This is a genomic window from Mesorhizobium sp. 131-3-5 (assembly GCF_016756575.1).
Lineage (GTDB): Bacteria > Pseudomonadota > Alphaproteobacteria > Rhizobiales > Rhizobiaceae > Mesorhizobium > Mesorhizobium jarvisii.
The window spans coordinates 1,637,685-1,662,464 of record NZ_AP023254.1; the positions used below are offsets into that span (position 1 = coordinate 1,637,685).

Annotated in this window: 25 protein-coding genes and 1 tRNA gene; 16 read left to right on the forward strand and 10 right to left on the reverse strand. The window is 58.8% G+C overall.

Features of this window, described 5'->3' with window-relative positions; genetic code table 11:
* Positions 1–42: 42 nt before the first annotated feature.
* Positions 43–918, reverse strand: a complete 876-nt coding sequence (gluQRS, locus tag JG747_RS08080) for a tRNA glutamyl-Q(34) synthetase GluQRS (RefSeq protein ID WP_202361528.1) — start codon at positions 916–918, stop codon at positions 43–45.
* A gap of 75 nt (positions 919–993) precedes the next feature.
* On the opposite strand from gluQRS, the gene JG747_RS08085 reads away from it, so the two are divergent.
* Positions 994–1,635, forward strand: coding sequence for a DNA-3-methyladenine glycosylase family protein (locus JG747_RS08085; protein WP_027047429.1), 642 nt, complete (start codon positions 994–996; stop codon positions 1,633–1,635).
* A gap of 128 nt (positions 1,636–1,763) precedes the next feature.
* Positions 1,764–2,321 carry an HNH endonuclease gene (locus JG747_RS08090; RefSeq protein ID WP_010911702.1) on the forward strand — a complete coding sequence of 186 codons (558 nt, stop codon included), beginning with the start codon at positions 1,764–1,766 and terminating at the stop codon, positions 2,319–2,321.
* Positions 2,322–2,472: 151 nt separating this feature from the next.
* On the opposite strand, the gene JG747_RS08095 is transcribed toward JG747_RS08090, so the two are convergent.
* Together JG747_RS08095 and JG747_RS08100 are read right to left on the reverse strand one after the other, a co-directional pair.
* Complete coding sequence (locus tag JG747_RS08095) at positions 2,473–2,991, reverse strand: disulfide bond formation protein B (RefSeq protein ID WP_064981001.1); 519 nt, start codon at positions 2,989–2,991, stop codon at positions 2,473–2,475.
* A gap of 90 nt (positions 2,992–3,081) precedes the next feature.
* Entirely contained in the window at positions 3,082–3,666 is a 585-nt protein-coding gene (locus JG747_RS08100) for a YqaA family protein (protein WP_064980999.1), read from the reverse strand.
* Between the two features lie 275 nt (positions 3,667–3,941).
* On the opposite strand from JG747_RS08100, the gene JG747_RS08105 reads away from it, so the two are divergent.
* Positions 3,942–4,026: transfer RNA gene (locus JG747_RS08105), tRNA-Leu, on the forward strand.
* A 6-nt stretch (positions 4,027–4,032) separates the two neighbouring features.
* Here JG747_RS08105 and JG747_RS36845 read toward each other — a convergent pair.
* From JG747_RS36845 to JG747_RS08120, 3 genes are all read right to left on the reverse strand, one after another.
* Positions 4,033–4,758, reverse strand: a complete 726-nt coding sequence (locus JG747_RS36845) for a tyrosine-type recombinase/integrase (RefSeq protein ID WP_244748349.1) — start codon at positions 4,756–4,758, stop codon at positions 4,033–4,035.
* Between the two features lie 1,228 nt (positions 4,759–5,986).
* A complete protein-coding gene (locus tag JG747_RS08115) occupies positions 5,987–6,673 on the reverse strand; it encodes a hypothetical protein (protein ID WP_202361530.1) in 687 nt (228 codons plus the stop codon).
* Between the two features lie 62 nt (positions 6,674–6,735).
* Complete coding sequence (locus JG747_RS08120) at positions 6,736–7,068, reverse strand: hypothetical protein (protein ID WP_202361531.1); 333 nt, start codon at positions 7,066–7,068, stop codon at positions 6,736–6,738.
* 22 nt (positions 7,069–7,090) lie between these two features.
* Here JG747_RS08120 and JG747_RS08125 point away from each other — a divergent pair, with 22 nt between their 5' ends.
* The 6 genes from JG747_RS08125 (at position 7,091) to JG747_RS08150 (ending at position 10,666) form a co-directional block, all read left to right on the forward strand.
* The gene (locus tag JG747_RS08125; RefSeq protein WP_202361532.1) at positions 7,091–7,312 is read left to right on the forward strand and encodes a DUF6471 domain-containing protein; all 222 of its coding nucleotides are present in this window, start codon (positions 7,091–7,093) and stop codon (positions 7,310–7,312) included.
* 720 nt (positions 7,313–8,032) lie between these two features.
* Positions 8,033–8,467: a hypothetical protein gene (locus JG747_RS08130; protein WP_202361533.1), complete on the forward strand. Its 435-nt coding sequence runs from the start codon at positions 8,033–8,035 to the stop codon at positions 8,465–8,467.
* 85 nt (positions 8,468–8,552) lie between these two features.
* Positions 8,553–8,966 (forward strand): hypothetical protein, encoded by a 414-nt coding sequence (locus tag JG747_RS08135; protein ID WP_202361534.1) that lies wholly within the window; start codon positions 8,553–8,555, stop codon positions 8,964–8,966.
* Positions 8,963–9,277: a hypothetical protein gene (locus JG747_RS08140; RefSeq protein WP_202361535.1), complete on the forward strand. Its 315-nt coding sequence runs from the start codon at positions 8,963–8,965 to the stop codon at positions 9,275–9,277. Before JG747_RS08135 ends, JG747_RS08140 begins: the two co-directional genes overlap by 4 nt.
* Positions 9,252–9,476 carry a hypothetical protein gene (locus JG747_RS08145; protein ID WP_202361536.1) on the forward strand — a complete coding sequence of 75 codons (225 nt, stop codon included), beginning with the start codon at positions 9,252–9,254 and terminating at the stop codon, positions 9,474–9,476. The genes JG747_RS08140 and JG747_RS08145 overlap by 26 nt, the downstream gene beginning before the upstream one ends.
* 734 nt (positions 9,477–10,210) lie before the next feature.
* On the forward strand, positions 10,211–10,666 hold the full coding sequence (locus tag JG747_RS08150) for a hypothetical protein (protein ID WP_202361537.1): 456 nt from the start codon (positions 10,211–10,213) through the stop codon (positions 10,664–10,666).
* 1,289 nt (positions 10,667–11,955) lie between these two features.
* On the opposite strand, the gene JG747_RS08155 is transcribed toward JG747_RS08150, so the two are convergent.
* Positions 11,956–12,714 carry a hypothetical protein gene (locus JG747_RS08155; RefSeq protein WP_202361538.1) on the reverse strand — a complete coding sequence of 253 codons (759 nt, stop codon included), beginning with the start codon at positions 12,712–12,714 and terminating at the stop codon, positions 11,956–11,958.
* Complete coding sequence (locus JG747_RS08160) at positions 12,707–13,375, reverse strand: AlbA family DNA-binding domain-containing protein (protein ID WP_202361539.1); 669 nt, start codon at positions 13,373–13,375, stop codon at positions 12,707–12,709. Before JG747_RS08160 ends, JG747_RS08155 begins: the two co-directional genes overlap by 8 nt.
* Before the next feature lie 87 nt (positions 13,376–13,462).
* On the opposite strand from JG747_RS08160, the gene JG747_RS08165 reads away from it, so the two are divergent.
* The 3 genes from JG747_RS08165 to JG747_RS08175 all read left to right on the forward strand — a co-directional run bounded on the left by JG747_RS08165 (position 13,463) and on the right by JG747_RS08175 (position 16,464).
* Positions 13,463–13,963: a hypothetical protein gene (locus JG747_RS08165; protein WP_202361540.1), complete on the forward strand. Its 501-nt coding sequence runs from the start codon at positions 13,463–13,465 to the stop codon at positions 13,961–13,963.
* 1,351 nt (positions 13,964–15,314) lie between these two features.
* Entirely contained in the window at positions 15,315–15,791 is a 477-nt protein-coding gene (locus tag JG747_RS08170; protein WP_202361541.1) for a YfbU family protein, read from the forward strand.
* A 229-nt stretch (positions 15,792–16,020) separates the two neighbouring features.
* Entirely contained in the window at positions 16,021–16,464 is a 444-nt protein-coding gene (locus tag JG747_RS08175) for a hypothetical protein (protein ID WP_202361542.1), read from the forward strand.
* 319 nt (positions 16,465–16,783) lie between these two features.
* Here JG747_RS08175 and JG747_RS08180 read toward each other — a convergent pair whose 3' ends face one another.
* Positions 16,784–17,284, reverse strand: coding sequence for a MucR family transcriptional regulator (locus JG747_RS08180; protein ID WP_202361543.1), 501 nt, complete (start codon positions 17,282–17,284; stop codon positions 16,784–16,786).
* Positions 17,285–17,343: 59 nt separating this feature from the next.
* On the opposite strand from JG747_RS08180, the gene JG747_RS08185 reads away from it, so the two are divergent.
* Positions 17,344–18,105, forward strand: a complete 762-nt coding sequence (locus tag JG747_RS08185; protein WP_202361544.1) for a hypothetical protein — start codon at positions 17,344–17,346, stop codon at positions 18,103–18,105.
* A 269-nt stretch (positions 18,106–18,374) separates the two neighbouring features.
* Here JG747_RS08185 and JG747_RS08190 read toward each other — a convergent pair whose 3' ends face one another.
* Positions 18,375–19,352, reverse strand: a complete 978-nt coding sequence (locus JG747_RS08190) for a hypothetical protein (protein ID WP_202361545.1) — start codon at positions 19,350–19,352, stop codon at positions 18,375–18,377.
* 113 nt (positions 19,353–19,465) lie between these two features.
* Here JG747_RS08190 and JG747_RS08195 point away from each other — a divergent pair, with 113 nt between their 5' ends.
* Genes JG747_RS08195 through JG747_RS08205 form a run of 3 tightly spaced genes read left to right on the forward strand, consistent with a single transcriptional unit; the run spans position 19,466 to position 24,504 of the window.
* Entirely contained in the window at positions 19,466–20,683 is a 1,218-nt protein-coding gene (locus JG747_RS08195; protein ID WP_202361546.1) for an AAA family ATPase, read from the forward strand.
* Complete coding sequence (locus tag JG747_RS08200) at positions 20,661–22,931, forward strand: S8 family serine peptidase (protein WP_202361547.1); 2,271 nt, start codon at positions 20,661–20,663, stop codon at positions 22,929–22,931. Before JG747_RS08195 ends, JG747_RS08200 begins: the two co-directional genes overlap by 23 nt.
* Before the next feature lie 28 nt (positions 22,932–22,959).
* Complete coding sequence (locus JG747_RS08205; protein ID WP_202361548.1) at positions 22,960–24,504, forward strand: patatin-like phospholipase family protein; 1,545 nt, start codon at positions 22,960–22,962, stop codon at positions 24,502–24,504.
* The last annotated feature ends 276 nt before the right edge of the window (positions 24,505–24,780 follow it).

Consider the following 24,780-nt stretch of genomic DNA (forward strand, 5'->3'; position numbering starts at 1 on the left):
GCAGTGCGTGCGGCGCGCTTTTGCCAGAGCTTTTTGCCACGCTCAGAGGCCGGCCATCCGCCTGATATCGTCCGGCGATGCGCCGGCCTCCCGCAGCTTGGCAAGGCCGGTGTCGCCAAGGCTCTTCGACAGTTTTCGCCCGTCCCGCCCGAGGATGAGCCGATGGTGGAAATAGGCCGGTTGCGGCAGCTGGAGCAATTCCTGCAGAAGGCGCTGTACGCCGGTGGCAGAAAACAGGTCCTGCCCACGCACGACATGGCTGACCCCTTGCAGCGCGTCGTCGACAATGACGGCCAGGTGGTAGCTGGTCGGGATGTCGCGGCGCGCCACGATCACGTCGCCCCAGTCCTGCGGGCGGGCTTCGACCGAGCGCGTCGCCGATAGCGTATCATCGCTGAATTCGGTCCATGCGAGGTCCCTGCCTACACGTACAACAGCGGCATCGACATCAAGCCGCCAGGCGAAGGGTTCGTTTTCAGCGATACGCCGTTTGCGTTCTTTCACCGGCAGCGCCTTGTCGACGGGGGGATAGAGCGGCACGCCATCGGGATCGCGCGGCCAGTCGCGCCCGCGCTTTTCGCTGTCGGCTATGAAGGCCCTGATCTCGCCACGGCTCATGAAGGCGGGGTAGACGAGGTCCTCGCGGATCAGCCGGTCGAGCACCGCCTGATACTCGGCGAAATGCTCGGACTGGCGGCGTACCGGCTCTTCCCAGCCAAGGCCCAGCCATTTCAGGTCGGCAAGCACGCCGGCCTCGAATTGCGGCGTGCAGCGCGTGGTGTCGATGTCCTCGATGCGCAGCAGCAGGCGGCCGTCGCGGGCCTCTGCGAGCGTCTGGTTGAGCAGCGCCGAATAGGCATGGCCGAGATGCAGTTCGCCGTTGGGGCTGGGCGCGAAGCGGAATGTCAGGAGCGTCATGTCTGAGGCGGCAATCGGGTTGTGCTGTGCTTTTGGCGGTTGCTACTTTGCTGCACATTGGTGGGCAAGGATACCATGCAACGAATCGCGACACTGAACGACATTGCCCGCGGGCTCGATGCGCTTTGCATTATCGACCCGCGCCTGGAAAAGGTGCGCGGCATGGCCGGCGAGGTGCCGCTCAGGCTTTCCGAGCCGGGATTCAGGAGCCTGGCGTCGATCATCGTCTCGCAGCAGGTGTCGCGGGCCAGCGCCGATGCGATCTTCGGGCGGCTGACGAAGCTGGTCGATCCGCTGACGCCGCAGGCGATCCTGGCCGCCGGCGAGGACATGTTTCGCGAGGCCGGCCTGTCGCGGCCCAAGCAGCGCGGCCTGATCGCGGTTGCCCAGGCCGTGGCGGACGGGCTCGACCTCCATCACCTCTGTTCGCTGGATGCTCAGGAGGCGATCACGACGATGACGACGGTGCCTGGCATCGGCCCGTGGACGGCCGAAGTGTACCTTCTATTCGCCGCCGGGCACCCCGACATTTTCCCCGCGCGTGACGTTGCGCTGCAGAGCGCGGTCGGTCACGCGCTCGGCATCGACCCGCGTCCGCCGGAGAAAACACTGATCGCATTGGCCGAATCATGGAGCCCGTGGCGAGGTGTCGCATCGCGGCTTTTCTGGTCCTATTATCGCGAAACCAGGGGGCGGGACGCAGCGCCGCCGTCCTGAATCTACAAAAAAGCATAAAAATCGGGGTTTTTTGACGCCTTGGGCAAGCGACAATCCGCTTCACATCCCTGTCATGTCGGGCTTACAGTATCCGCGCCGTTCGGGTCTAGAACCAAGGAGGTAAACACGTGACGGTTGCCGTATCTCCGGATGGGCTTCCAGCACTGGTGCTGAATGCGGATTACCGTCCGCTCAGCTACTACCCCTTGTCGCTCTGGTCCTGGCAGGACGCCATCAAGGCGGTGTTCCTCGACCGGGTGAACATCGTCGCCGAATATGAGCATGCGGTGTCCTCGCCGACCTTCTCGATGAAGCTGCCGAGCGTGGTCAGCCTGAAGGCCTATGTGAAGCCGTCCAGGCACCCGGCCTTCACCCGCTTCAACGTCTTCCTGCGCGACCGCTTCCAGTGCCAGTATTGCGGCACGCCCGACGACCTCACCTTCGACCACGTCATCCCCCGCCATCGCGGCGGTGCGACGACCTGGGAGAATGTCGTCGCGGCCTGCTCGCCCTGCAATCTGAGGAAGGGCGGCATGATGCCGGCGCATGCCAAGATGTGGCCGCTGCAGAAGCCCTATCAGCCGACCGTGCATGATCTGCACAACAACGGCCGCCTGTTCCCGCCGAACCATCTGCACGAAAGCTGGATGGATTATCTCTACTGGGACGTCGAACTCGAACCTTGAGATCGTTCGAGAATTCGGGAGGCTGGCCGCCTGAAGCGATTGTCTGCGCTTCCGGTACTCACGTACTTTAGTACGCTCCGCTCCGGTTCTCGAAAATCACTTCATCCGACTCAGCCTGCCGAATTCTTGAACGATCTCGCGCCGCGCCAGATCAGTCCTTGGCAAACGCGCCACGGAAGGCGACGGCGGCCAGGATAAGGCTGGCGATGGCGTTCCAGCCGGCCAGGGACAGGCCCAGGATGCGCAGTGCCGCCTTGTCGCAGGAGGGCGGCACGAATTTGTCGAGCGCGTCGAGCACGCCCTTGCCGCCGGTGTCGACCGGGCCGGCGCCCGCCGTGCAATCGGTCGGGCCGGCCCACCACTGCCACTCGACGCCGGAGTGATAGACGCCGAGATAGAGGCCATAGAGCATCAGCAAGCCGCCAATGCCCAGCAGGCCGCGCGTCAGCCAGGCCGGCGCGCGCAGCATCGAGGCGATCACCGCCAGCACCATCAGCGGCGCGCCGATATAATAGGGGGTGCGCTGCTCCAGGCAGAGATGGCAAGGGATGTAGCCGCCAATGTACTGGAAGCCGAGCGCCGACCCGACGGTCGCGGCCATGGCGACGGCGAGAAACAGGGCGGTCCGCGTCCGCTGGCGTCCGGTGTCGGCATTCATGGTCGCTGTCATGGGGTTTTTGTCCGTTGAGTTCGCCGGCCGTTCGCCTTTTTATCCATGTCGTTGTCCCAAAACCGCGGGGCACTTTTTGGGCGACATGGACTAGAACGCGTATTTGACGACGATATAGAGCAAAATCAGGGCAGCGGCCGCGGCGCCAGCGATCAGCCCGAGGCGCTTTTCGATGAATTCGCGGATCGATTCGCCATAGCGGCGCAGCAGCCACGCCAAGAGCAGGAAGCGCGCGCCGCGAGCGACGATGGCCGAGATGATGAAGATCAACAAATTGACGTGCAGGGCGCCCGCAAGGATGGTGACGACCTTGATCGGCGGCAGGTGCGCGAGACCGGAGGTAACGAGCAGCACCAGCATCAGGCCGATGCCAGAATTCTGCCAGCGCTCGAAGGTCTCCAGGCCGCCGAAATGCTCCAGGATCGGACGGGCGATGGTGTCGTAGGCGAAATAGCCGATCATCCAGCCGGCGACGCCGCCCAGCACCGAGGCGGCCGTGGCGGTCAGCGCATAGCGGTAGGCGCGGTCGGGGCGTGCCAACGCCATCGGCAGATAGAGTACATCGGCCGGCACGAAGAAGAACGAGCTTTCAATGAAGGCGATGATGGCAAGCCACCATTCCGCGGATTTCCGGGCCGCCAGCGACAAGGTCCAGTCGTAAAGTCCGCGAAGCATCGGCACTCCTATGCGTGTCGCCCAAACGGTGCGTAGCGGTTTCGGGGCAATGGCATGCACAAAACAAAGACCCAAAGCGCGCCATCCATCCGCTGGGACGCGCCTCGCTTTGATGCGCCGCCTGTCTAGAAAGATTTTCCGCGCCGCACAATGGCAGCGCGGTAACGAAATCAAAAGGCGAAGATTGGTCGCATCCCGATGATCTCGAGATTTGGCCAGTTGACGAACAGGCCTCCGACCGTATAGTCCGCGCCCATCCAGGCCACCCGGCCTGAGCCCCTATGGCGGAATTGGTAGACGCGCTCGACTCAAAATCGAGTTCCGCAAGGAGTGCTGGTTCGATCCCGGCTAGGGGCACCACCACCTTTATGCAGGTGTTGAGCCGTCTGGGTTTTTTCTCGTTTTTGTCCCACTGCTGTTCCTCACCTTTTTCGGTGGGACAATTTTGTCCCGATTTTGTTCCGGGATAACCAGGAGATGGGCTGCATGTTCGGCCATCCGGCGGCGTTGTGCCTTCCTTGTGTAGTGCGTCGTTTGCTGCTTGGTGGTCCACCCGAAGATCGCCATGAGCTGCTCGTCAGTGGCGCCATTCTCCGCCGCAATGGTCGCTCCTGCTTTTCGGAGCCCGTGAAGGGTGCAATGGGGTAACTCGGCTTGGTCACACCAGTCGCGCATTTTGTTACCAAGTGAATTAACGGTGAATGGTTTTCCCCACTCCGACGTCAAAAAGGTCAGGTCACCGCAGGGACTGGCGTCGATCGTTGCTTTCAAGTGGGGAAGCATGGGGAGCTCCACCTCCACGCCCGATGACTTGCTGGTCTTCTGAGGGCGGATATGTAGCCACCCGTTTCTGACGTGCTGGCGGCCAAGGATCGCAAGATCCTGTCGACGCAAACCGGTGAAGAGTCCCAGGTGCAGTGCCAGACGTGCCTTACTGCCCAGTGGGTGACGGGCCTCAAACTGGCGCACCTCATCGACAGACCATGTGTGAAATCCATCGCCAGACTTGAGCCGCTTGATGCCGAGGGCTGGGTTGCTACGGACTATCTCGTTCTCAACGGCCCAGCCATACATGGCCGAGATGACCTTCACGACCTCATTCTGGGCGCCTGGCGTCGAACGGAGTTCATCACGAATTTCAAGGACGTGTTTGCGCTCCAAAAGGTCAAACGGGAGTGTCCCCCGCTTGCTCCCACTCTTGTGATTGCTGTTGCAGATCTCATCGAGAACCGATGACCGCCGGGTTAGGATCTTCGGGGAGAGCCGAACACGTCGCTTGTACTCCTGACAGAGCCACCGAAAAGACCGCTGGGAGACTTGTTCATGTCGGTCCGCAGCGCCGCTGGCTGTCAGGGACGAGTAGGGAACGTTAAGCCGAGCGCAGGCCACCTCGACCTCAAACTCTTTCGTTCCCGGTCGTTCCCGCAATCGAACCTTGGAACGACCGGAGGCGCGAAAGTACAGGCGCACGTTTCCGTGTCGGTCACGATCGTGGGAAACGCCTTTTGGTAGCTTTCTCGGCATCAATTCCAGGGGTTGGTTGATGAGGACGATGTGCCCGATCGGTTAGGCTCGCCCCGATGAGGGATCGCCCGGAAAGCGGCAACGACCTCCTCCACGTCCCAAAGCAGGCGTGAAGCAATCGGCCGTGGCTCCGGCATTTGTCCGGCGGCGACCAGCTGGGTGAACAAAGACGTTCCGATCCCAATGAGCGCGGCAGCTTGGTCCAGATTGACCGCAACAGGTGCGAGGTTGTCTGGCAGTCGGCTTGACGGTCGCTTCATACGGTCTCGGGCTCAATCTATGTGGGACGCACCTCGATCTAGTTTGGCGGATGTCGCGCTTCCACGGGTCATGAGCGTGGTACTATAGGGGGAGACGCTGTTTCTGACTGCGGGATGCGCGTCGGCGAGTGCTATTACCCGAAAGAGCAAAAATTTGTGCGGGCCGAAGGTAGGCCTATTCCCGGCTCTAGGCGGCTCCGGCGGTGATAAAATCGTCCACCCCTTCCGCTCGTCCCCTCGAGGCGCGCAGGTGATCGAAAGATCCGCGGCCGAGCCGGTTCCAAAACCTTCCGACCGCCGGCGGAGCTGCAGGCCGGAAATCCCGGCTCAAAACCAGCTGACCATACTGCTGCTCCTCGCGCCTGTAGCGGGACAGCTTGGCCGAGAGGTGCCATCCGCTCGATGCAGGTGGGATCGTAGGGTACGCCTTCCGAGCGGCATATCCGAAGTGCAGCGAGAGCCGCGGGCCAACGTGGCATCGGAGACGAGCATTGGACAGACATCGGAGGAAGGAGAGGTAGTAGAGTGCGAGAGAGTCATTCAGGACCCTCAGGATCAAACTTCCCCATACGCTCAACGGCCTCTCGAAGGGTTGCCGCCTTCCGCTGGCCTCGCTCCTTGATCATCTCCTGGAACCGATCAGCCGGAATGGTCGGCACGAAGTCCGCCGAGATTATTTCCCCATCCTGATACGTGAACTTGAGCGCCATTGCTCCTACCAGGTTCACGTGCTGGGCAAGGACGGAAGCGAGACTATTGAGGGCGGCTGCGTGGGCGTATAGGAGAGCAATGGCCACAGGCGATTTCCGAATGATTGCATTGCTGACCAAGAGCTCGTAGCCCTTCCACCACATCAGTTCCCCTATGCCTCGCCATGGGACTGAGTCAGCGGACTGAGCCGCGTTGACGTACCTGGCCAGAAAGTCCTCGTCATAGACGATGTCGTGGTCGCCACGCGCCCAGTTGATCTCCGCGTTGCGCTTCTGGTTGATCCTGGCGTGCAGGAACACTCGCGGCCTTCTGCTCTCACTGCGTACAGCGGTGCTCCAGTTGGCCGGATAGATCAGGACGTCGACATGCTCTTGGTTTAGGCCGAAGGCGTAGTCGTCGTCGAGCATCTGGGCCAGCTCCTCGTTCAGTGTCGATGTTTCCGCCCTTTGTCGCTCACGCGCCAGGGCCAGATAGTCGGAGCTCGGGATGGAGGGTTCGAACGGCTCTGTCATTTTGAAAGTCCTGTGGAGTAGGGTGGCTGGACGCCGTGAAATTCGGCTGTCGGATCGCTATGTTAAGGACGAGTCGCTCGCTCGAACCGGTCCACTAGGTGGTGGTACACTTCGGGGGCTTCGTATCCGGCATCCGTCATCACCTTGGCGGCCCGTTCCAAAGTCTTGATGGTCGACCCACAGGCGTGGAGGTCGACGTCGTCGTAGTGCAGATCCAACTCCGAGGAGAGTTCGCGCAGGAGATCCGTCAGCAGATTTGCCGTTGTATGGTTGATGGTCATGTTGTGGGTTCCTAATCGAGTTTGAGCGGTGTCTAATGTATCTTTATCAGTATAAAACTGAAGATTTGAGATAGATAAATATGAAGCCGCGCCGCGCAACAGGTCGAGCAACATTTTTTTCGCGGAGAATGTCCCGATGACCGAGACCGAATGGCAACGGCTGCTCAGCGGGCTGGTAAAGGCTGAGCTAAAGCTACGGGGGCTCAGCTACGCTGACCTGGTGGAAAAGCTGGCCGACATCGGCGTTCACGAAAAAGAGGTGAACATCGCCAACAAGCTGTCACGGGGGAGCTTCACCGCCGTCTTCTTCGCCCAATGCCTCACGGCCATCGGGTCGCAGAGGCTGAAACTTGACTGAAATTGTAGAGGCGCCTGCGCCTAGTCCGCCCGTCGCTGCAGCAGCGATCGCATCAGCTCAACTCTGCGGAGTTGAGGTCGAGTTCTGTAGGCGCCAGCGGGGCAGGGACATCAGGTTTAACGACTGGTCATGGACGTGCGCGGACAGATCCTCAGCGTGATCGCATAACACCTTGCGCAGGACTTCATCGCAAGAGCGCGGAGACCAAAGGCCCACGCTGCCTCAACCAGCTCGCACAGGCGTCGGCGATGGACCAAATCGGGCCCCCACCAAGTTTTTCTGACGCGCGCTCCTGTTGGACTGGGAATATATTCCAACTGGCGGCGCGCTCAATCACGGGGGAATGACTATGCATCACGCTTATTGGCCGAGGTCGAGCAACGGTTGAAGCCATCGAGAAGAACCAGCTCGAAGCCATCCGCTATCTCGACGAGGCCAGTGTTCGCAGACCGGCCGGTAGAGTGCTCGAGGCGGTCGAAGTCAATCACTAGATCAAGAAACTTGGATATGCCATTATAAATGCTTGGCTTCTCCCCCTATTATAAGATCTTTTATTTCTCTCCCCTTCCCCCAACGCGGGGAAAGAATAAGGAGAACAGAACGGTATATGAAATCGCAGTCGCGGCCAAAAAATTTGACTATAGTATGTATAAAGAAATGGTCTGTGGAATTGGCCCCCCACACTGTTCTCCTTATTCCCGCGACACTATGTGAGCACCCATGGCCAAACCGAAGACCCCGCTCAAAGACCGAGTGACCCGGCAATCCCACATTGAGGGCAACCACCTGATCTGGGACGGCCCAATGCGTGGCCGCCGACCGGTCATGCGCCACTACGGCAACCCAACCCGTATCCTGCTCAATCTGGTGGACTTCCCACGGATTTCAATCCGTCCCACCTGCCTTGAGCCACGGTGTATCGAGCCCCACCACTGGAAAGTGGTGAAGGAGCGCGACTACAAATACCAAGATCTCCCAGCCGTGACGTGGCGTGATCCCCGCGACACCGCAACGGCCGATTTCACCGACCAAGAGGTCGAGGAGATCCAGATGCTGGTCGAGGAAGGCAATATCGACGAGGTCGAGCTCGCCAAATGGTATCGGCCCGAGGTCGTGGCCGAGATCCTGCGCCGCGCCACCGCCACGTCCACCTAAAGCCTACCAACAGCAACAGCAACTGCAACTGCAACAGCAACCCGTCCTTGCCCTGCCCAGGGCGAGGCGCAGGCGGAGATTTGCCATGCTCACCCACTCCCAAGCCCGCTCGATCGCGGAAGCCCTCTGGGGCACCGGCGGAACCAATTCCTCCCGCACCAACCGAGCCGGGGGCTTCTGCTTCTCCTGCTCAGGCTACGGCGGCTTTGTGGTCGACGCCCGCTGCCTCGCCCACGACGAGTATGCCCGACTCCGCAAGCATGCCGAGCCGGAGCAGGCCCAGGACTACGGCAAGGCGATCATGCACTCGTATCGCAAGCGTAGTTTCATGGTCTCCCAGCACCAGCTCGCCAACATGGAGGACTTCGAGTTCTTCCTCCTCGAAGAGGGCTGCGCTTGGTGCCTGGCTCCGCTCATGGCCGGCATCCGCGTCTGCGGCATGACTGACGAGGCCGCCCAGAAGACCTTCGACCAGTGGCTCAGAAAGGACGCCGCATGAACCGCCACCTGTTCCACCCCGATGGCCGCCCGGTCAAGAAAGGTGACGAGGTCACCTCATTCCGCGACGAGAAATACATCGTCACCGGCTGGGAGAAGAACGGTCGTAACCGGGTCTTCGTCCACCCCGTGGGCGATCCGCGCGGTGAGACTGAGTATTTCGTCCAGGTCTTCGACTCACATGGGACAAGCCAAATGTTCCAGCTTCCTAGCGCCAAGGGCGACCGCACCGCTCCAATACGTGAACCTCAATCGCTACCAGCGCGAGGGTCAGCCTGCGGAGTGGATGCTGGGCAAGTTCTGGCAAATTGATAACAAAATCTACGACGAGTTCCTCAATCTGCTCCCGTCCATCTGCTGCGCCGGAGGCTTCCGCCTCTGCGAGCGCCTGACTGGTGAGATCGCCGCGACCTACCTCAAGGTCGGCCCCCACTACTGGTGCGCGCTCACCGACCTCTCCAGCACCAAGCCGGAGAAGATGGTGGCACTCATCGCCAGGCAGCTCGTCTAGTTCGGCTTCGGCCGCGCTCTAGCAAAGGCCCATGGGGCCGCTGGCACCCGACACAGACGGGATAATATGATCAACTTGGGTTACAAAATCAGCGTAGGGTACCGCTATAGTGCCGTCGCGCACCTGGTGCGGCGCCTGGCAGAAAGTATTCCACTTGTGTGCCGAAACGCGTTGGCCGTCGGGAACCGGCAACCGGCCACCGGTCGCTGTCATGAAGTCGACGAACAAGTACGGGTCTTCTCTTTTACTCCAGTAAACATTGGACGGGTCAAAATCTAATGACCATGCCGTATAACCTGGACCTAGATAGCTCGCCTCAATAACCATCTTAATATTACAGACGTGATAGTAGCCGTCATAGCGAACGCATCCGCTATACGCTAACTCTTTGTGATCTGGAACCGCTCTGCCATTAAATTTTCGCGGATGAGTAGCGCATGACGTAAGCAACGCGGCCAGAGATGCGACTATTAGCAGTGCGCAGAGACGAGGCTTCATAGCAATCCCCCCTCACAATCCGAGCTATAGCTCGTGCGGGATCCTCTATAACATACAACATGACAGAAGCGCTACACGAAACTTTACATCCGCTCATAGCTGAACGCGGGTCTGCAACGACCTAAACTTGTGATCCCTCCACCGCATGAGCGTGGACCGAGCCGCTCCCGCGAGACCGGAGCACCCCAAGGCCCTCGCCACCAGCGAGGGCCTTTTTGTTGCCCGAGGAGAGCACCATGCGCAAGCAGATCAATCATGCTAGGCGCCACGCCTGCTTCAGCGCGACCGCACTGCGGTCGCAAGGATACCACCAGATCGGCCGCGGGGCCTTCTCCAAGGCCTTCGTCCATCGGGACGCGCCCGATGTCGTCATCAAGGTCGGCAAGCTCTACAGCAAGGGCTGCGCGCTCACCGATGGCTTCCCGCACTTCGCGCAGCAGCTGCTCGACGGCGAGATCCATTCGAAGTTCTTCCCCAAGGTCTACGGGCTGGTGATCGATGTCGGCGAGGACGCAGGCCAGCGGGTCTTCACTGACGAGCAGATCAAGGTGGCCAAGGCCATCGCCACCGCCTGGGGTTTCGAACTGCAGTATCGAACGTTATGTGGTCGTCACAGCCTAGCGCTACGATTGCGATTGGCTATAGTCCGGAGCAGGTATTCTCGCGTTTACCAATTGGATGAAGGCCATTGATCGAAGACCGGGGTTTTTGGAGTGAGGCGCTGTCGAAAGCCCAGGCGGTCAGAGTACGAAATGTTATGAACCCTTTGCTGTGGCTTAACGCCATGGTTTTGCCTGTCTTTGTGCCAGCGGCATACGCATTCAGAGAGCAACCATTGTTAGCGCTCCCACTGATATTCGTTGCAGTTGCGGTCCCGGTCTACACTCTGTGGGAGTTTCGGTACTTCGCACGGAAGGACCCTAAGAGACTCCACTCGGAGGAATACCTTATTGAACAGCAGAGACTTACAATTCTATCCAAGCAATCCAGGTACCCAATCGACGCCTCGGCTCTTCCTAGCAGCGGAAATCCCGAACTAACAATAGACAACAAAAGAGAGAGCTTTCCCGTAGAAATGGAAAGATTTCCTACATCTTCCGAGCGCACCAATGACTGACGAGAACGACCTGAGTTCGTATTTGTTCGTTGTTGACAGCTCTCAGATACATCTTGAAGATGTATTGAAAATTATTGATCGCATACCAGAAGTGGTTAACTGGCAAACAGTTTTACCTGACGCAGCCATATTGGTATCGCCACTGCGAGCGTCTGAGTTGCATCGGCTGTTACACGAGGCATCCCCGACAACGAGATATATAATTACACTCTTGGAAAAGGGGAAAAAGGCCGGATGGTTGCTTAAAAGTTCCTGGGATTTCATGAACCACCCGAAGTCGGTGAATGATGCTTAGCCGGCACCTCGCTACTGCACGACTATCACCGTCTCTGCTTCGCGATGCAGAACCCGTTGTGCTCCTTGTTCCCGCGCCTCGTGCATACCAGCCGCACCTCCAATGATTTGATCCGAGTGTCTCGACCGAGCCGGCGCTGAAGCTCCCACCGGTCGAGCATCCCAATGTGATCGCACGCATAGCAGTTGCCCAGGAGGACATACCACTCCTCTAGCGTGCCTAGCGTGGCTCGACTATTCCTCTTAGCCTGATTATGATCGACGTGTTTAATCGGCAATATGACCCACGACCCGTGTCGTAGCTTCGCGATGCGGCCAGCCTGACCCTTCAACATCTTCTCGTAGGCCTCCTGAGCCACCCGAATATTCTTGCCAGCGCGAGCGTGTCATCCACCTCCAAATCAACGCCGGTCCACAGCTCAATGTGGGACGCGACTCTTCAATCGTGGGCGGGTTGTCGCCGCCCGCACCACCGACTGGCCCAGGGCGGCGATCGACTCCGCTGAGAAGCTGGTCTTCTGGTTCCACTGCAAGAACTAGGACCTGGTGCGGGAGATGAAGCTTTGACCTTTATGTCAAACGTCGCTCGATTAGCCGGTTCGACCAATCTTCGACGAGGTTCGGCGGGATCATTTCACCGTCGAATAGAGCAAAGAGATCGCGAGTTGCATTTTGTACTGCCGGTGCAATGGCGCTGACAGGCGTGTCTGAAAGGAGTTCGACGTAGGTCGATACCTCGTTATCGTGAGCCCGAGGTTCGCCGATCATCATGACCTCAGGATTTGCCCAGGTCTTCAGTACCCTATCAGCAAGCCCCCTCCATCTAAAGGCAAAGCCAAGCCGGCGTGGTTCGCCCTCACCACCAATGAGCGCGTTGGCGATGGCGATGCCCACCGCTATAGCTTCTGCGACGCGCGTAATCGTAGTGATCGGATCCAAGGCGGTCCCTGGAGCGACCTTCAGGGTTAGGTCATCTTGCAACGCTCGCCGAAGATAGAACCTACCGCGGGGGTCGAGGCGCATAAAGTCCAAGTGGGCCCAGTCTCCAGAGGTGGAGGCTATGATCGCTTCCCAGGCCCCGCCGTGAACCTCGGGTCTGCTCGACGCCTTATTGAAGGAGCGTGAGTCAAGCCAGATTGGCCAGCCTGTGTAGCTGGGGTTGCTCCCCAATACCTTTCCGAGGAAGTCCTTGTCCGGCACGCCCGCCTCCCATTCGGGATCAACGGCCAAGGCGACTTCCCAAGTCAGTGACGCGGCCATCCGTGCGACGTTCGTGTCGTCGGCAAGACCAAGCCTTTTGAGTGCTCCCCGAAACCGCGACTCACTCATCGTCAAACAGCCCCCTCGCTCGATCCTCTAGAGTTGGTCCCGCTGGGACTATTGGCGCACCATCTGCAATTCCCCATAGCACCGATGCTAGCGTGGTGTGATCCTGGCCCGCCATTTGTCGGCGAAGAAATCGGCCGACATCAGCTTCGCGATTATCGAAGCAGATCCTAATGATCTCGCGCCAATCCTCGGGCCTTGCTACAGCGGTACTTGGCGTGCCGTTGGCGGCCAATGTTCGAAAGTAGACGTCGCCAATTTTGATAGGCCGACTTTCGCCATCGACCAAATCCCGTTTAGCAGCCACGGGCGTTTGAACGCCAGGTGGTACAATTATAACTGGGTACTCAGCGCCCTCTCGCGCCGAGAAGCCAACCTCAACCTCGAACAATTCCTGGGCGTATCGCGAAACCAACCCAAGGATAACATCAATGTGGAAGCTTACACGCGGGTCGGCTAGCTGGTTAGCGACGTCCGGAGTCCCTTGGTCGTCGAACCCGACTACGAGAAATCCGCCGTTGCGATTGCGCAGAGCGAAGACGGCGCGGATGATCTTTACCCTCCCCAATATGGTGCCGGGGTCGATCCACTGCTTCATTTCTACGCTGAGCGACTCTGTCGGATTTGCTACAAGGGCATCAATCTGCTGTTGGTCGAAATTCATGGATCGGCCCCGGTTCGGATCACCTGGGCACTTGCTATAGTTTGCATTCCCTTTAACGTCATGTACTTTTGAGGGAGGGCGGGAAAAATGGATCCTAAAGCAGTTCTAATAATGACTTCTATCGCATTCGTGATAGGATTGGTTTCGTGGGGATTGCCAGCTTGGAAATATCATAGAAAGACAGAAGTTGGAGCATTTGCCCTCGCACTTTTGTTCGCTGGAATTGTGCTCCTCAGCATGTTCAAATGGACTGATGTGGTTCTTGAGGTAGAGGGGGTCAAGCTGCAAATCACGGAGCGGGACCAAAAGATTTCGGAGCTTCAGATCGACTTGTTAAAGGCCCGAACGGCCTTGGCAGAGGTGCAGAAGCAAGCACCAGACACGGCAATGCTCGCCTCATCCATAACTGAGGCCTTTCAAAAGAAGGGGGTCGTTGTGGACCAGAGCACTGTCAAAACCATCGCCAAAGAGTCGCTAAAGCCTCTCCTGACGTATTTCGATAGCCCCGAGTGGAATGCAACCAAGGATCCCGGTCTTTTCGACGCTGGTAATAATTATATACCGAAATCGATCGCGCCTCCTAGCTGAAGTCCTGCAGCGTAGTGTGGCGAAGCTTCAGATCGGCATGCAGATGTCTGACAGGGGCGTTGAGACCTAGTTTGACCCACTTCACGTTGGCTCGATTACAGACTTAGGCGCACCCGACCGGCCGTCGATCCGCCTCGCCTTCTGAACCGCCGCCAGAGCCGCTCCCGGCCAGAAGCTCGGCGTTCCATGTCATGGGGAGTGGATAGCCTGAAAGTCGAGCCGGCCATCCGGCTCGGGCGCGATTATCTCGCCGTCGAGGATGAAGGATTTCGCAACTGTTCGACCGCAACTATCACAGCCCAGCAGCGTTTCAACCGGTCGCGTCCGTTCTTGGTGAGGGCTCGCATACGGCCCTAGGCGAGGAGCAACTGGGTACGAAAGCCGTCATATTTGATCTCGTAGATCCAGTCGTCGCTAACCGGTAGCTCCGATACTCTGGCTCAAGCAGCAAGATGAGCTTCAGCCGAGAGGCACATTCGGACTAGGTGCATTCTCGCCGGCAGCCTTGCGCCGAAACTTGCCGTTCCGAGGGCCTTAGACCTCAAAAGTGGACATCCTCGTAGCGACGATGAATGTGCTGTCCCAAGCTCCGCAGGGCTCGGAATGGATGAGGGCTACGACAGGTACTTCGATGAGACCTTTGACCCTATGTCGCCAAAAACGGCTTTGCCCGTTCGGCCACGGCGTCGGTGCTTCCGATGCTCTTGGACAGCGCGTTGCTCATGACCTCGCCGGGGCCACAATTCGGCTCCGCTCGGGCCAGTGAGGCGCCGCGGGTGCCCTGTTCGGTGCTCCGGTCCTCGACCAGATCACCGAGGCGCAAACGTCTGTGCGAGCCCACCACGAAGGTCTTGAGAGGTGAGGAGATGGCCCAATCGCAGGCGAGGGCTGTTTACCGCGCGTTCGTCCCGATTGGTAACTTCCTGTCGTTCTCGGTGTTGTTCGCACACATGATGGAGGACTTGCCAGAGAGGTCGGGGCGGTAGACATTGGGATAACGTAGACCCCGGTTTGAGCGCCGAGGCCTAAACTTTGTCAGATAAGTCCTAGGCCGGCCCGAGCCGCCGCAGCAGCATGATTGGATGACCCACCGGGCCTGGAGATGCCTACCAGGAGCGCTTCAACCTCGCCAAGCGCACGCCCAAGCCGCTGCCGAGGATGTGGATCAATCCGGCCGTGGACTACATCTTCGATTTCCCGTCTAGAGGTCTCCGTTGAAAATTACCGTCGCCGACGCCGGTATCAAGGCCCCGATCGTAATATCAGACAGCTCAAAACTAAATAAACGGCAGTATTGCACTGCCGCATTTTTGCTGATTTGGTCCTAGCTCTTTCATCAGAGGAGTCTGGAATGTTTTCGAAAACGGAGCGCCTTATTTTGTCCAATCAGTATACGATCCTTCAAAAGCTTGACCCAAAGGGCGGCTGGGATCGAGCCGCGAAAATCGTCCAGGATGGTTTAGCTGGCGAATACGGCTCCCTCACAGATTACATCTTCGATGGGCTCTCCGAGGCCGAATGCAGATACGTTAATGATGTGATGAACATGTATGACGCGCTTCAGCGTCCCTACGTAGACGCCAAGAAGCCCATCCCCCCGGAAGCCTCGTTCCCTGGGTTTGATGGCAACAACGAAACCAAGTTCATGGGATATGCGCGGTTTCTCCGGGACGATGACCGTTGGAAATTTGTTAAGGTGACAAACGCCAACCTCAATAGTCATTTCCCTACCGCGAGTTTCTACGGCCCAAAGCTTGAGGCTTGGGACAAACTTGGCCGACCTTACCCGCTGGCCGGCGCCAACGCCGAGAGCGTTCTCAAGGCTTGAGATGCGAAACTTACTGATCATCGTGCTGGCAGCTGGACTCGCGTTCAGCTGCCATCGCTTGGTGCTAGTGGAGAACCAGCGATATGCACTGCTTCTCGGCATGTGCAGGAACCAAAGCGCTCCACTTCTGCCCGACATCCAGTGCCTTAATACTGTCGAGACGCGCACGTCATGGACATGGCATCTCTTCTATGGCCTGTTCGGGACGTTGCTAGGATAGAGAAACGATATGTGGCTCCCACTGCGCTTGCGGGAAACATTTGAAATCCGTCGGCATCTTGCAAACATCAGGAAGATCGACCGAGCTTACGAACTGAAACTCTCCGAAGGCGGCAAGGAAAAAGACCGCGAGAAGATAGCCGACCAGCGACAGTGGGAAAGCGAACTGTATTACGACCAGATCAAGGAAATCAAAACACGCAGGATATTGCGGAAAGCGATGCGGCTGGAGGTTCCTTTTGAAAGCCCCACCAACGAGAGCCCGCGCTGGCGACAATCACACCAACTGCTGACCTGGCATCTCACGACGTTCGGTTATTCAGAAATCAGGAAGGCGATCCGTCAGGAAAAACGCGAACGGCGTGACGTGGCCATCACATGGTCAGGCGTCGTTGTCGGCATCATCGGATCGTTAACGGGCCTGCTCTCCGTATATCTTTCACTTAGGAAATGACGATCTGACATTCTCGTCTACATCAAGGGCGCCTAAATGCGTCCCTGATGGCTAAGAACAGTGGAAACCCTCCGGAGAAAACTCTGAGAAACCGTGGCTCAGGCGGGGTATCAGCTTGGGTTTGGCGAGTCTCTGAGGCCGCCGAGGTTACGGGGCGCACAGGCAACATCGGCGCGACCCGGCCGGCGCCTACGTATTCGGGCTTGGGCAATCGGAGACCGGCTTCAATCGGTACCGCGACGATCTTTTCAGCAACGCTGGCTAGCTAACGTCGCCAATGTTTGTAGCTAAACCGTCCGTCCGGCAGAATGCAAAGCGATCAAGCCCTGCGGCCCGGCTGCCTGACCGCCTTCTTCGTTGGCTTTACCGCGGTCTTGCGCCCAAGGCCACTCGACTTCGCCAGCGCCGACCGTTGGGCGGCGTAGTTCGGCGCCACCATCGGGTAATCTGCCTTGAGGCCCCATTTCTCACGATACTCGTCGGGCATCAGCCCATAGTGTACGTTGAGATGGCGCTTCAGCGACTTGAACTTCTTACCGTCCTCAAGGCAGACGATGTAGTCAGGAAACACCGACCGCTTGGGATTGACAGCGGGCTCCTGGGTCGGCGTCTCGGGTTCGGTCGGCTGTCTGATTTTTGAGAGTGACGCGTTGATGCTCTCGATCAGATCGGGGAGCGACCCGGCAGGCACAGAGTTCTTGCTGATGTAGGCGGAAACGATGTCGGCTGTGAGCTCGATAAGACGAACTTGGCTGGTGCGGTTTTCGTCTGACAAAGGGAAGCCCCGTTTTTGGTTGTTTATTTGGACGGTGCGGTTCATAGCGTAGCTCGCGAAGATTTCCATCTCGCACCGGGGAGCCAATAAGCCAAAGAGAAGATATGACCAAGCCCATTCGCATCCTGGTACCGGTGAATAGCCAAGAGGCCGAAGCGCTTCAACTTGCGCTGGGTTACGCCCATAAGATTTGTGAGAAAGTTGGACAGGGCGTAGAGGACGTTATCCTGCTTGTGCATACCAAGCACCAGTTGGACCACACGAGCCTCTCTCAGTTCTTGGGTCCGCGTAACGTGAAGGCTCTTGCCAAGGGACCGATAGCTCTGTCGGGGGGAGGTCGCTTGCATGCCGCCACCATGAAGAGCTGGCGCTACCCGCCGCGTAAGTCGGTAGTGGTCGTCTACTATGCGGAGCCGAAGATCCTGGACTACGTCGACGGTCTGAATAACATCGCTGGCGTAGTGGCTGTTCCGGACATCCCCGGAGGGGCGGACGACTGGGTAGCCCGCTGGGGGGCTGCCGTGCATGGCCAAGCGCAACAGGCTCCGCGGCCCACGTTGATTGACGACGCTGTATTCGTGCGCGCCCTCGAAACGCTATCGAGTGTGATTAACTTGTCAAAAGGCCTGGGGCATCCTCGTGACAAGGGTATGGCAAACGAAATCCTAAGTATCCTTAGAACCAAGGGACATGCCGACCAATCCGGAAACATCAAGTCTTGGGCTATTCGGCGCGGTTGGAGGCCCGAGCACGCCTCCGGTCTTGAAGCGCTGGCCAGAAAGATCTGGGCGCTGAAGGCCAAACCCAATCTTTCGGGCATCCACGATCCTGAAGGACGCTATCAGCGCTGGCAGGCTGGGACGTGAACGCCCGTCCAGTCTGAGACAGCAGGCATGACATCATCCTTCTTGTAGGAAGGCCTCGAACATCTCTACAAGGATGTCGTGAGGCCAGAACCTCTAACGTAAAGACCAATTTCGTCGAGCCGATTGTCTGGCAGGCCCGATTGGGATCCGAATGCTATGGCGGCTTTGCAGGCGCCGTGAAGCCTGCATCGAACTGTGGGTGGCGACCCTAAACGGCATGCCATGCTCGTCGTCATCCAAATAGATTTGAACTAGACGCCAGACAGCGGCTATCTCACCAGTCGTGCCACTGAAAAGTAGGGTTCGGAGTCGAGGTTTAGGGCGCGCACCTTAGCCTTCATGAGTTCTCGCAGGTCTGCCTGCCGCGCCAGGACGGCGCGCAGGTCGTAACCCTCCATTAAAAGAATGCTCTTGTCCGGGTTCTGCTTAAGCAGGCCGGCGACGTGTTCGGACCACCCGTTGATCGAGAGGAATAGGCCCATCGTTTGTCGACCGGACCGTCTCACTTGCCCAAGAAGGCCGTCCAGGTCGCGGATGTCTGCGAGTCTCGCGCGCCAGCGACATTCCACGAGATAGTGCCAACCCTCAAACTCGAATGCACCGTCAATTTGTTCCCCGCCGCTGTTGCGTTGGAACGCGCGCGTGACCGGAAAGCGATGCAGGTCGAATAACCGATTGAGCATATCTTGAAGGAGATAGCCGCGCTTGTGGACGTCCTCGTCAACCGATGCATGCTCGAATTGGGCAAGCAGCAGGTCGCTTTGCTGCTGAAGCACCTGGGCGGCTTGTCTTCGCTGCAGAGCTTCGTTCTCACGTGCTCGCTTCTCTTCTAACGTTCGCTCGCGGGCATCTGCTTCAGCGAGGACGCCCGCAATCTCGCGGGCTTTCTGCACTACCGCTCGAGCTTTGTACTCATCCTGTGCGAGGTGGAAAGCATCCCACTCGGCCGCGATCGCGATCAAGCGGCGCACGACTTCGGCATCCATGCCGGCGCGCGCGAGTTCATCGAGCACCACAATGCCCGCCTCCCTCTTGGACCGCTTTTCACCGGTGATTGGATCTTTTTCGGTGAGGAAACGGCGGATCAAATCGTTGCTGACGCCGGCCTTCCTCAGCAACTGATCTGCGGCCGTCTTTTTTATGTTGACGAGCGTGGCAATGACCTCGAGCGCAAGGCGACGGGCGTCTGCCGCAGCAGCTGCGCCAGCTTCCGCAGGTCCTTGCTCAAATGGCAAATCCTGTTGCATCTATCCTGCCCATTTAGCTCAAATTAGGTCGCATCCCTTGCAATATGGGTTTACTTTGTTGCATAAGGGTGGTCAAGGGACGGGGCGCGTCAAAAGCTTGCAGGTGGATGAATATGGCTAAGGCAAAGCCACTGGACGGTGAGATGAAGCGGACGGAAGACCGCGGAATTGCAGCCGAGGACGCAGACACCATCATCGGCCTGGTCGAAGCGGCCATGGGGGCGGATTTTTCTGCGTTGCGTCGTGCGGGCTCCGAGCTTGTACGCCGACTGTCGGAAGATGGGCAGGCTGAGCACGCTATCCGCCTTCGTGGCGTGCTCAGACGACGTTCCGCTCCCCTCCGAACCTCTGGCTATGTTCAGGAGCTTCCTATGGACGGCCGCAGCCGGCTGCCACTCATGGATGAAAACCCCTTTCCGAGCACGCCCATCCTCATGGAGCGCGAAACGGAGGCTGTCGTCACCCGCTTTATAGAAGACGCGACTCACGCCGATCGGCTGTCGCGTGCTGGGATCGAGTCCGGTTTGCGTTTGATCCTGTGCGGCCCTCCAGGCACCGGAAAAACACTGCTGGCCGGTCACATTGCAAGTCGCTTAAACAAACCCTTCCAGGTGGCCCGCCTCGACGCAACTATCTCGTCCTTGCTCGGTGACACCGCCAAGAACATCCGGGGTATTTTCGATTACGTCTCGGAGCACTCGGGTTTCGTGTTCTTGGACGAAATCGACGCGATTGCGAAAATGCGTGACGACCAACGCGAGATCGGTGAGCTGAAACGGGTAGTCAATACACTTATCCAAGGCTTGGATGACCTTGATGACCAGACAGTCGTGATCGCCGCGACCAATCATCCGAGTCTGCTCGATCCCGCTGTCTGGAGGCGCTTCCCCTACCGGATCGAAATGAAGCTTCCCGGAACAGAACTCCGCACGGAGCTGTGGAAACTCTTCCTCGTGCCTGACGAAGAGTTAGGCCTCAGCGAACTGCTGAGCGTGATTTCCGACGGCCTTTCCCCTGCGGACATTCGAGAACTCGCCCTCGGCGCACGCCGTGCCTCGGTAATTGGTGATGCTCCGGTTGTTATCGACGATCTGGTTCGGTGTGTTCTTGCCAGCCGGTCTGGTGCCATGTTGGTTCCAACCGGACGTTCTTTGGCCGGGGAAGAGCGTAGACAGCTTGTTAGCGCGCTTCTGCCGTTTGGGATGACTCGCGCCCAGATGGCCAGCCTGGTAGGCGTCTCCCGCCAGAGAGTGGACGAGTATGTCCGCGCCCTCGACGAACGGGTGAGAATGCAAGGAGAGATGCGAGATGGCGCGTCGGCCCGTTCTTAATCCGCTGCTAACTCTTATCGCGCCGCCCCAGCCGAAACCTGCTCCAGGTGGTGGCAAAGGCGCGAAAGATATTCGCGAAGAGCATTTCGAACGTCGGCGCAAGCGGCTCATCAAGCAGTTCGGAGCGCTGTCCGCCAGCGCAAAGCTGGAGCATTGCGCCAAGGCAGGCCGAGTGCTCGTCCGTGTCACCATGGACGAGCACTCAGCTGCGCCTAGCTATACACCGCGGGACCTCTTCTCGGCTGAATACGACGCCGAGCTCGTCGCGCCGTGGCGTCGCGGCTATCTTGCTGAGGTGAAGATCGCCGCATTCGGTAAGCTCGCCCAGCGTTTGAGCGGTCAACGGCTCCCAGTCGCGACGAAAGTCGACGTATCTCGTATCAAAGCCGTTTCGCTGCTCGCCAGTGATCTCATGGAGGAAGACTTTGAAGCGCTCTGGCAACGCGCCACGGTGATCGATGGCGCCGCCCGGCTCTTCCTCGGCGCGCCGGCTCCATTTCGAACAGAGGCGGCACGGGTGGGCCTTGTCAACGAACTTCACCGTGAGATGGTTCACGAGTGGCGGAGGGCTGGCCTCGCGCAGAACGAAGAGGAGGTCGAAACCGAACCTGACACGGATCTCTTCGCACTTATGCCCACGCCGGTTTTTCCCGTGTCGATCAATGCGCTTCGTGCAGTTGTCGGTAAGCGCGAGCACTTCGTAACCGTGGCATGCTCGTCGGTAGACGTACTCCGGCGGTTAGTCGCATCCGGGTCGATCGTTAAATGGGAGCCGGTGCAGCCGATGGTGCCGACGCGGGCCGGTCAGATCGGCCTGCCGAGCCAAGAGCCGCCCAATGTGCGCGGTGCGCCGATTGTGGGCGTGGTTGACGGAGGTATGCTCTCTGGACGCTACGAGCATGCGACCGCATGGAGGGAGCCGCCACTCGTTCCGGATCGCTACGCGGCTCGCGATCACGGAACGCATGTGGCCTCGTTGATCATCGAGGCTGAGCGTTGGGGCAACGGGTTGCAGGTTCCTGCTCTGGCTTGTCGCGTCGGCGTTGTCCAGGCAGTTGCGGCGGACGGCGTGCCATGGTTGTTCAATCCGAGCGATTTCCTCCGGCATGTCGCCAGCGCAATGGCTAATCATCCAAACACAAAGGTTTGGAACGTTTCCGCTAATCTTGCAGAAGCATGCGATGAATTCGACGTCAGCCCGCTCGCACACTCGTTGTCCCAAATCGCGAGGCGGTTCGGCAATACGTTGGTGATCTCTGCCGGGAACAGGGATGGCAGCGATGAGTGTCGCATCTCTCCGCCAGCCGACTGCGAGGCGGGTATTGTAGTGACGGGGCGTTCGCACGACGAGCATGGCCAGGTTGCCGGCGCTTGCCCGGAATGCCGGACCGGACTCGGTCCCGACAACATGCTGAAGCCTGAGCTGAGTTGGTTTTCAAATCACGGCCTGCCGGATGGCAGCGTGCTTGTAGGATCGAGCTACGCAGCGCCCCTGGTATCACGTCTTGCAGCCCACACGTGGAGGCATTTGAAAGATCCAAGCCCCGATCTAGTGAAAGCAATCCTGATTGGAGCAGGCGACCTCGGCACTTTTCACCATGAGCTAGGCTTCGGCAGCCCCATCATTCACGCCGCGCCGTGGGAAAGCCCCCCCGGCTCGGTTGTTCTGGCGTGGAAGGCACAGATGAAGGCAGGGGCTTATTACTATTGGCATGATATCGCCCTTCCCTCCACCATGGTCGACCGCAATCACTTGGTTGGGCGGCTACGGCTGACCGCGATCCTCGCACCGGAGGTAACTCTGACGGGCAGCGGCAACTATTTCGCCAGCCGTATTCAGACCGGCCTGCAGTTTCAGAACCCTTCGGGGCAATGGAAGCGCCTCATTGGTAGCTTGCCGGTCGAGACAGCCGAGGGCCTCGCGCGATCTGAGGACGCAAAATGGCAGCCAACGCGCTGCTATGAGGGGCGGTTCACGCACCCAAATGACCGTACGCGCAAAGACGGGCTGTCGTCGGCCGGGCTTGGCGCACGACGCCTTCGCGTGTATGCGCGTACATTCGAGCGAGATGTTTTCGCCAGGGACAATCCCGTCGCAGCCCGCGACCGCGATCACGAGGTCGCATTTGTTCTGACAATGGAGGATCCAACCGGGGATGCGAGTACGTTTGACACCTTCGTCCGGGCCATGGGCAGCCGTGTGCAAAGCGCCGTTATAGATCAGGAAGTCTCTGTTGAGGCCCATTAGGTCCCCCCACACGAAATCAGGTTGAGCGATGAAGGCATACGCTGTTTTGGACGGCGGCGGTGTTAAGGGAGCCGCGCTCGCCGGGTGCCTTAAGGGTGCTGCGGAGATGAACGTCGAGTTCGTCGGATACGGAGGCACTTCTGCCGGAAGCATTGTCGCGTTGCTGGCCAGCGTCGGCTATACCCCTGACGAACTGCTTGGCGTCATGTGCGATGAGTTGAACTTCAATGAGCTCCTTGATGATAATGGCGCTGGACTACCGTTCTGGGGAGGGATGGTAGATGAGCTTGCCGCTGTCCAATCCTTTTTCGGCGGTGCTATGGCAGGCTGGAACGTGTTGGCCTCGCGCAAAAGGGTGAGTGAGGTTCTGACGGCCCGGGGCCTCTATTCGGGCGTCAGGCTGGAAAGCAAGCTGCGCGAGTTCATCGTTCGCAAACATCGGGCGCTGGAAAATCGCACCGAAATCACCTTTGCCGATCTTCAGAAGTTGGGATGCAAGCCGCTTCGCGTTGTCGCTGCGAACCTGCAGACCCGGAGGGGTGTGGTTATGGGCGACGTGGCGGAAAGCCCCACGCATAACGTGTTGACTGCGGTCCGCGCGTCTTGCGCGTACCCGTTTCTGTTCCAGCCAGTAATGTTGCATCGGGCTGCGCTTGTAGACGGAGGGCTGGCTAGCAACTTGCCGGTTTGGTTGTTTGATGCCGAGCGTGACCGCGACGGCTTTCCGCTGGTTGCATTCGATCTCACAACCCAACTTCCAACAGGAGATCCGCCGGACGCTGGCGTTCGCGGTTTCTTCATGGACATGCTCGAGACCGCGCTGGAAAGCGGAGACGCGCTTCTGCGTGGAACTTCGAACCGACTGATGCACGTCGAGGTTCCGATAGCGCCCGACGTTCGGACCCTGGATTTCAAACTCAGCTCAGCCCGGCGGCGTGGACTATACAATGATGGTCAGCGTGAGACGCAGAGCTTCTTCTTAAGGCGCTTCGGCGATCCCCGAGCTATGCTTAGTGATCCGGTAGGCCAGTTGGAAGCTGTCTATGGGGATAGAGCGGTTTTCCAGACCGTTCTCGCCGGCTTCGCCCAAGAGGTTGCCTCGGCCTTTCCTAAATCAGGTCAAATCCGGTGCAATGTCATGTTCCCGCATGGCGGGAGAGATCATTTCGTAATCGTGTACCAGCACGGGATGGCCAGTGATCCTGACGTAGACCTTCAACTACCTAGGGAGGCAGGCCCACCAGGAGACGCGGTGCGGACGACGCTTCCCATCGTGTCGGACTGGACACGCGTTAAAGGTCGTCCCGAGGCGTCAGGTATGAACCAGGCGCAGTGTAACAAAATTCCGGGGGACCGGCGGGCGGTTGCCAGCGTGCCTGTATTCGACCTCCGACGGGCCCCTACCGTCGAAGACGGTGTTATCGGTGGATTAAGCCTCGCAGGTGTACTATCTATTGACTCAAACCAATCTGCTGCTGCAGCAGGATGGGAGGACAACGCTGGAGTTCCGAGCGTTGATTTTGTTCAGATACTGAAGCGTTGGGCCGACGTGGTCGGCCGAGTGCTGAACTGAAAGAGGGCGCCATGGTTCCAAGCGGCATCAAGCGTGACACCAAGACACCATTCCGCACCCGTAAACTCGACAATGGGACGGTTGTGGTCGAGGATGCTTACGAGGGGCGCTATAATTATCCCAGCCCCCGAAGCACGAGCACGCAAATCAAAGGCCTCCGGGTCGAGACACCGGACTCTAACAAGGTTACTACGCAGGAGTAGCGGCTGCGTATCGTCCGGTCTCCCCGCCGCTTTCACTGCGGACAGAGCGAGCGGGTGATCTCGCCATCTCACC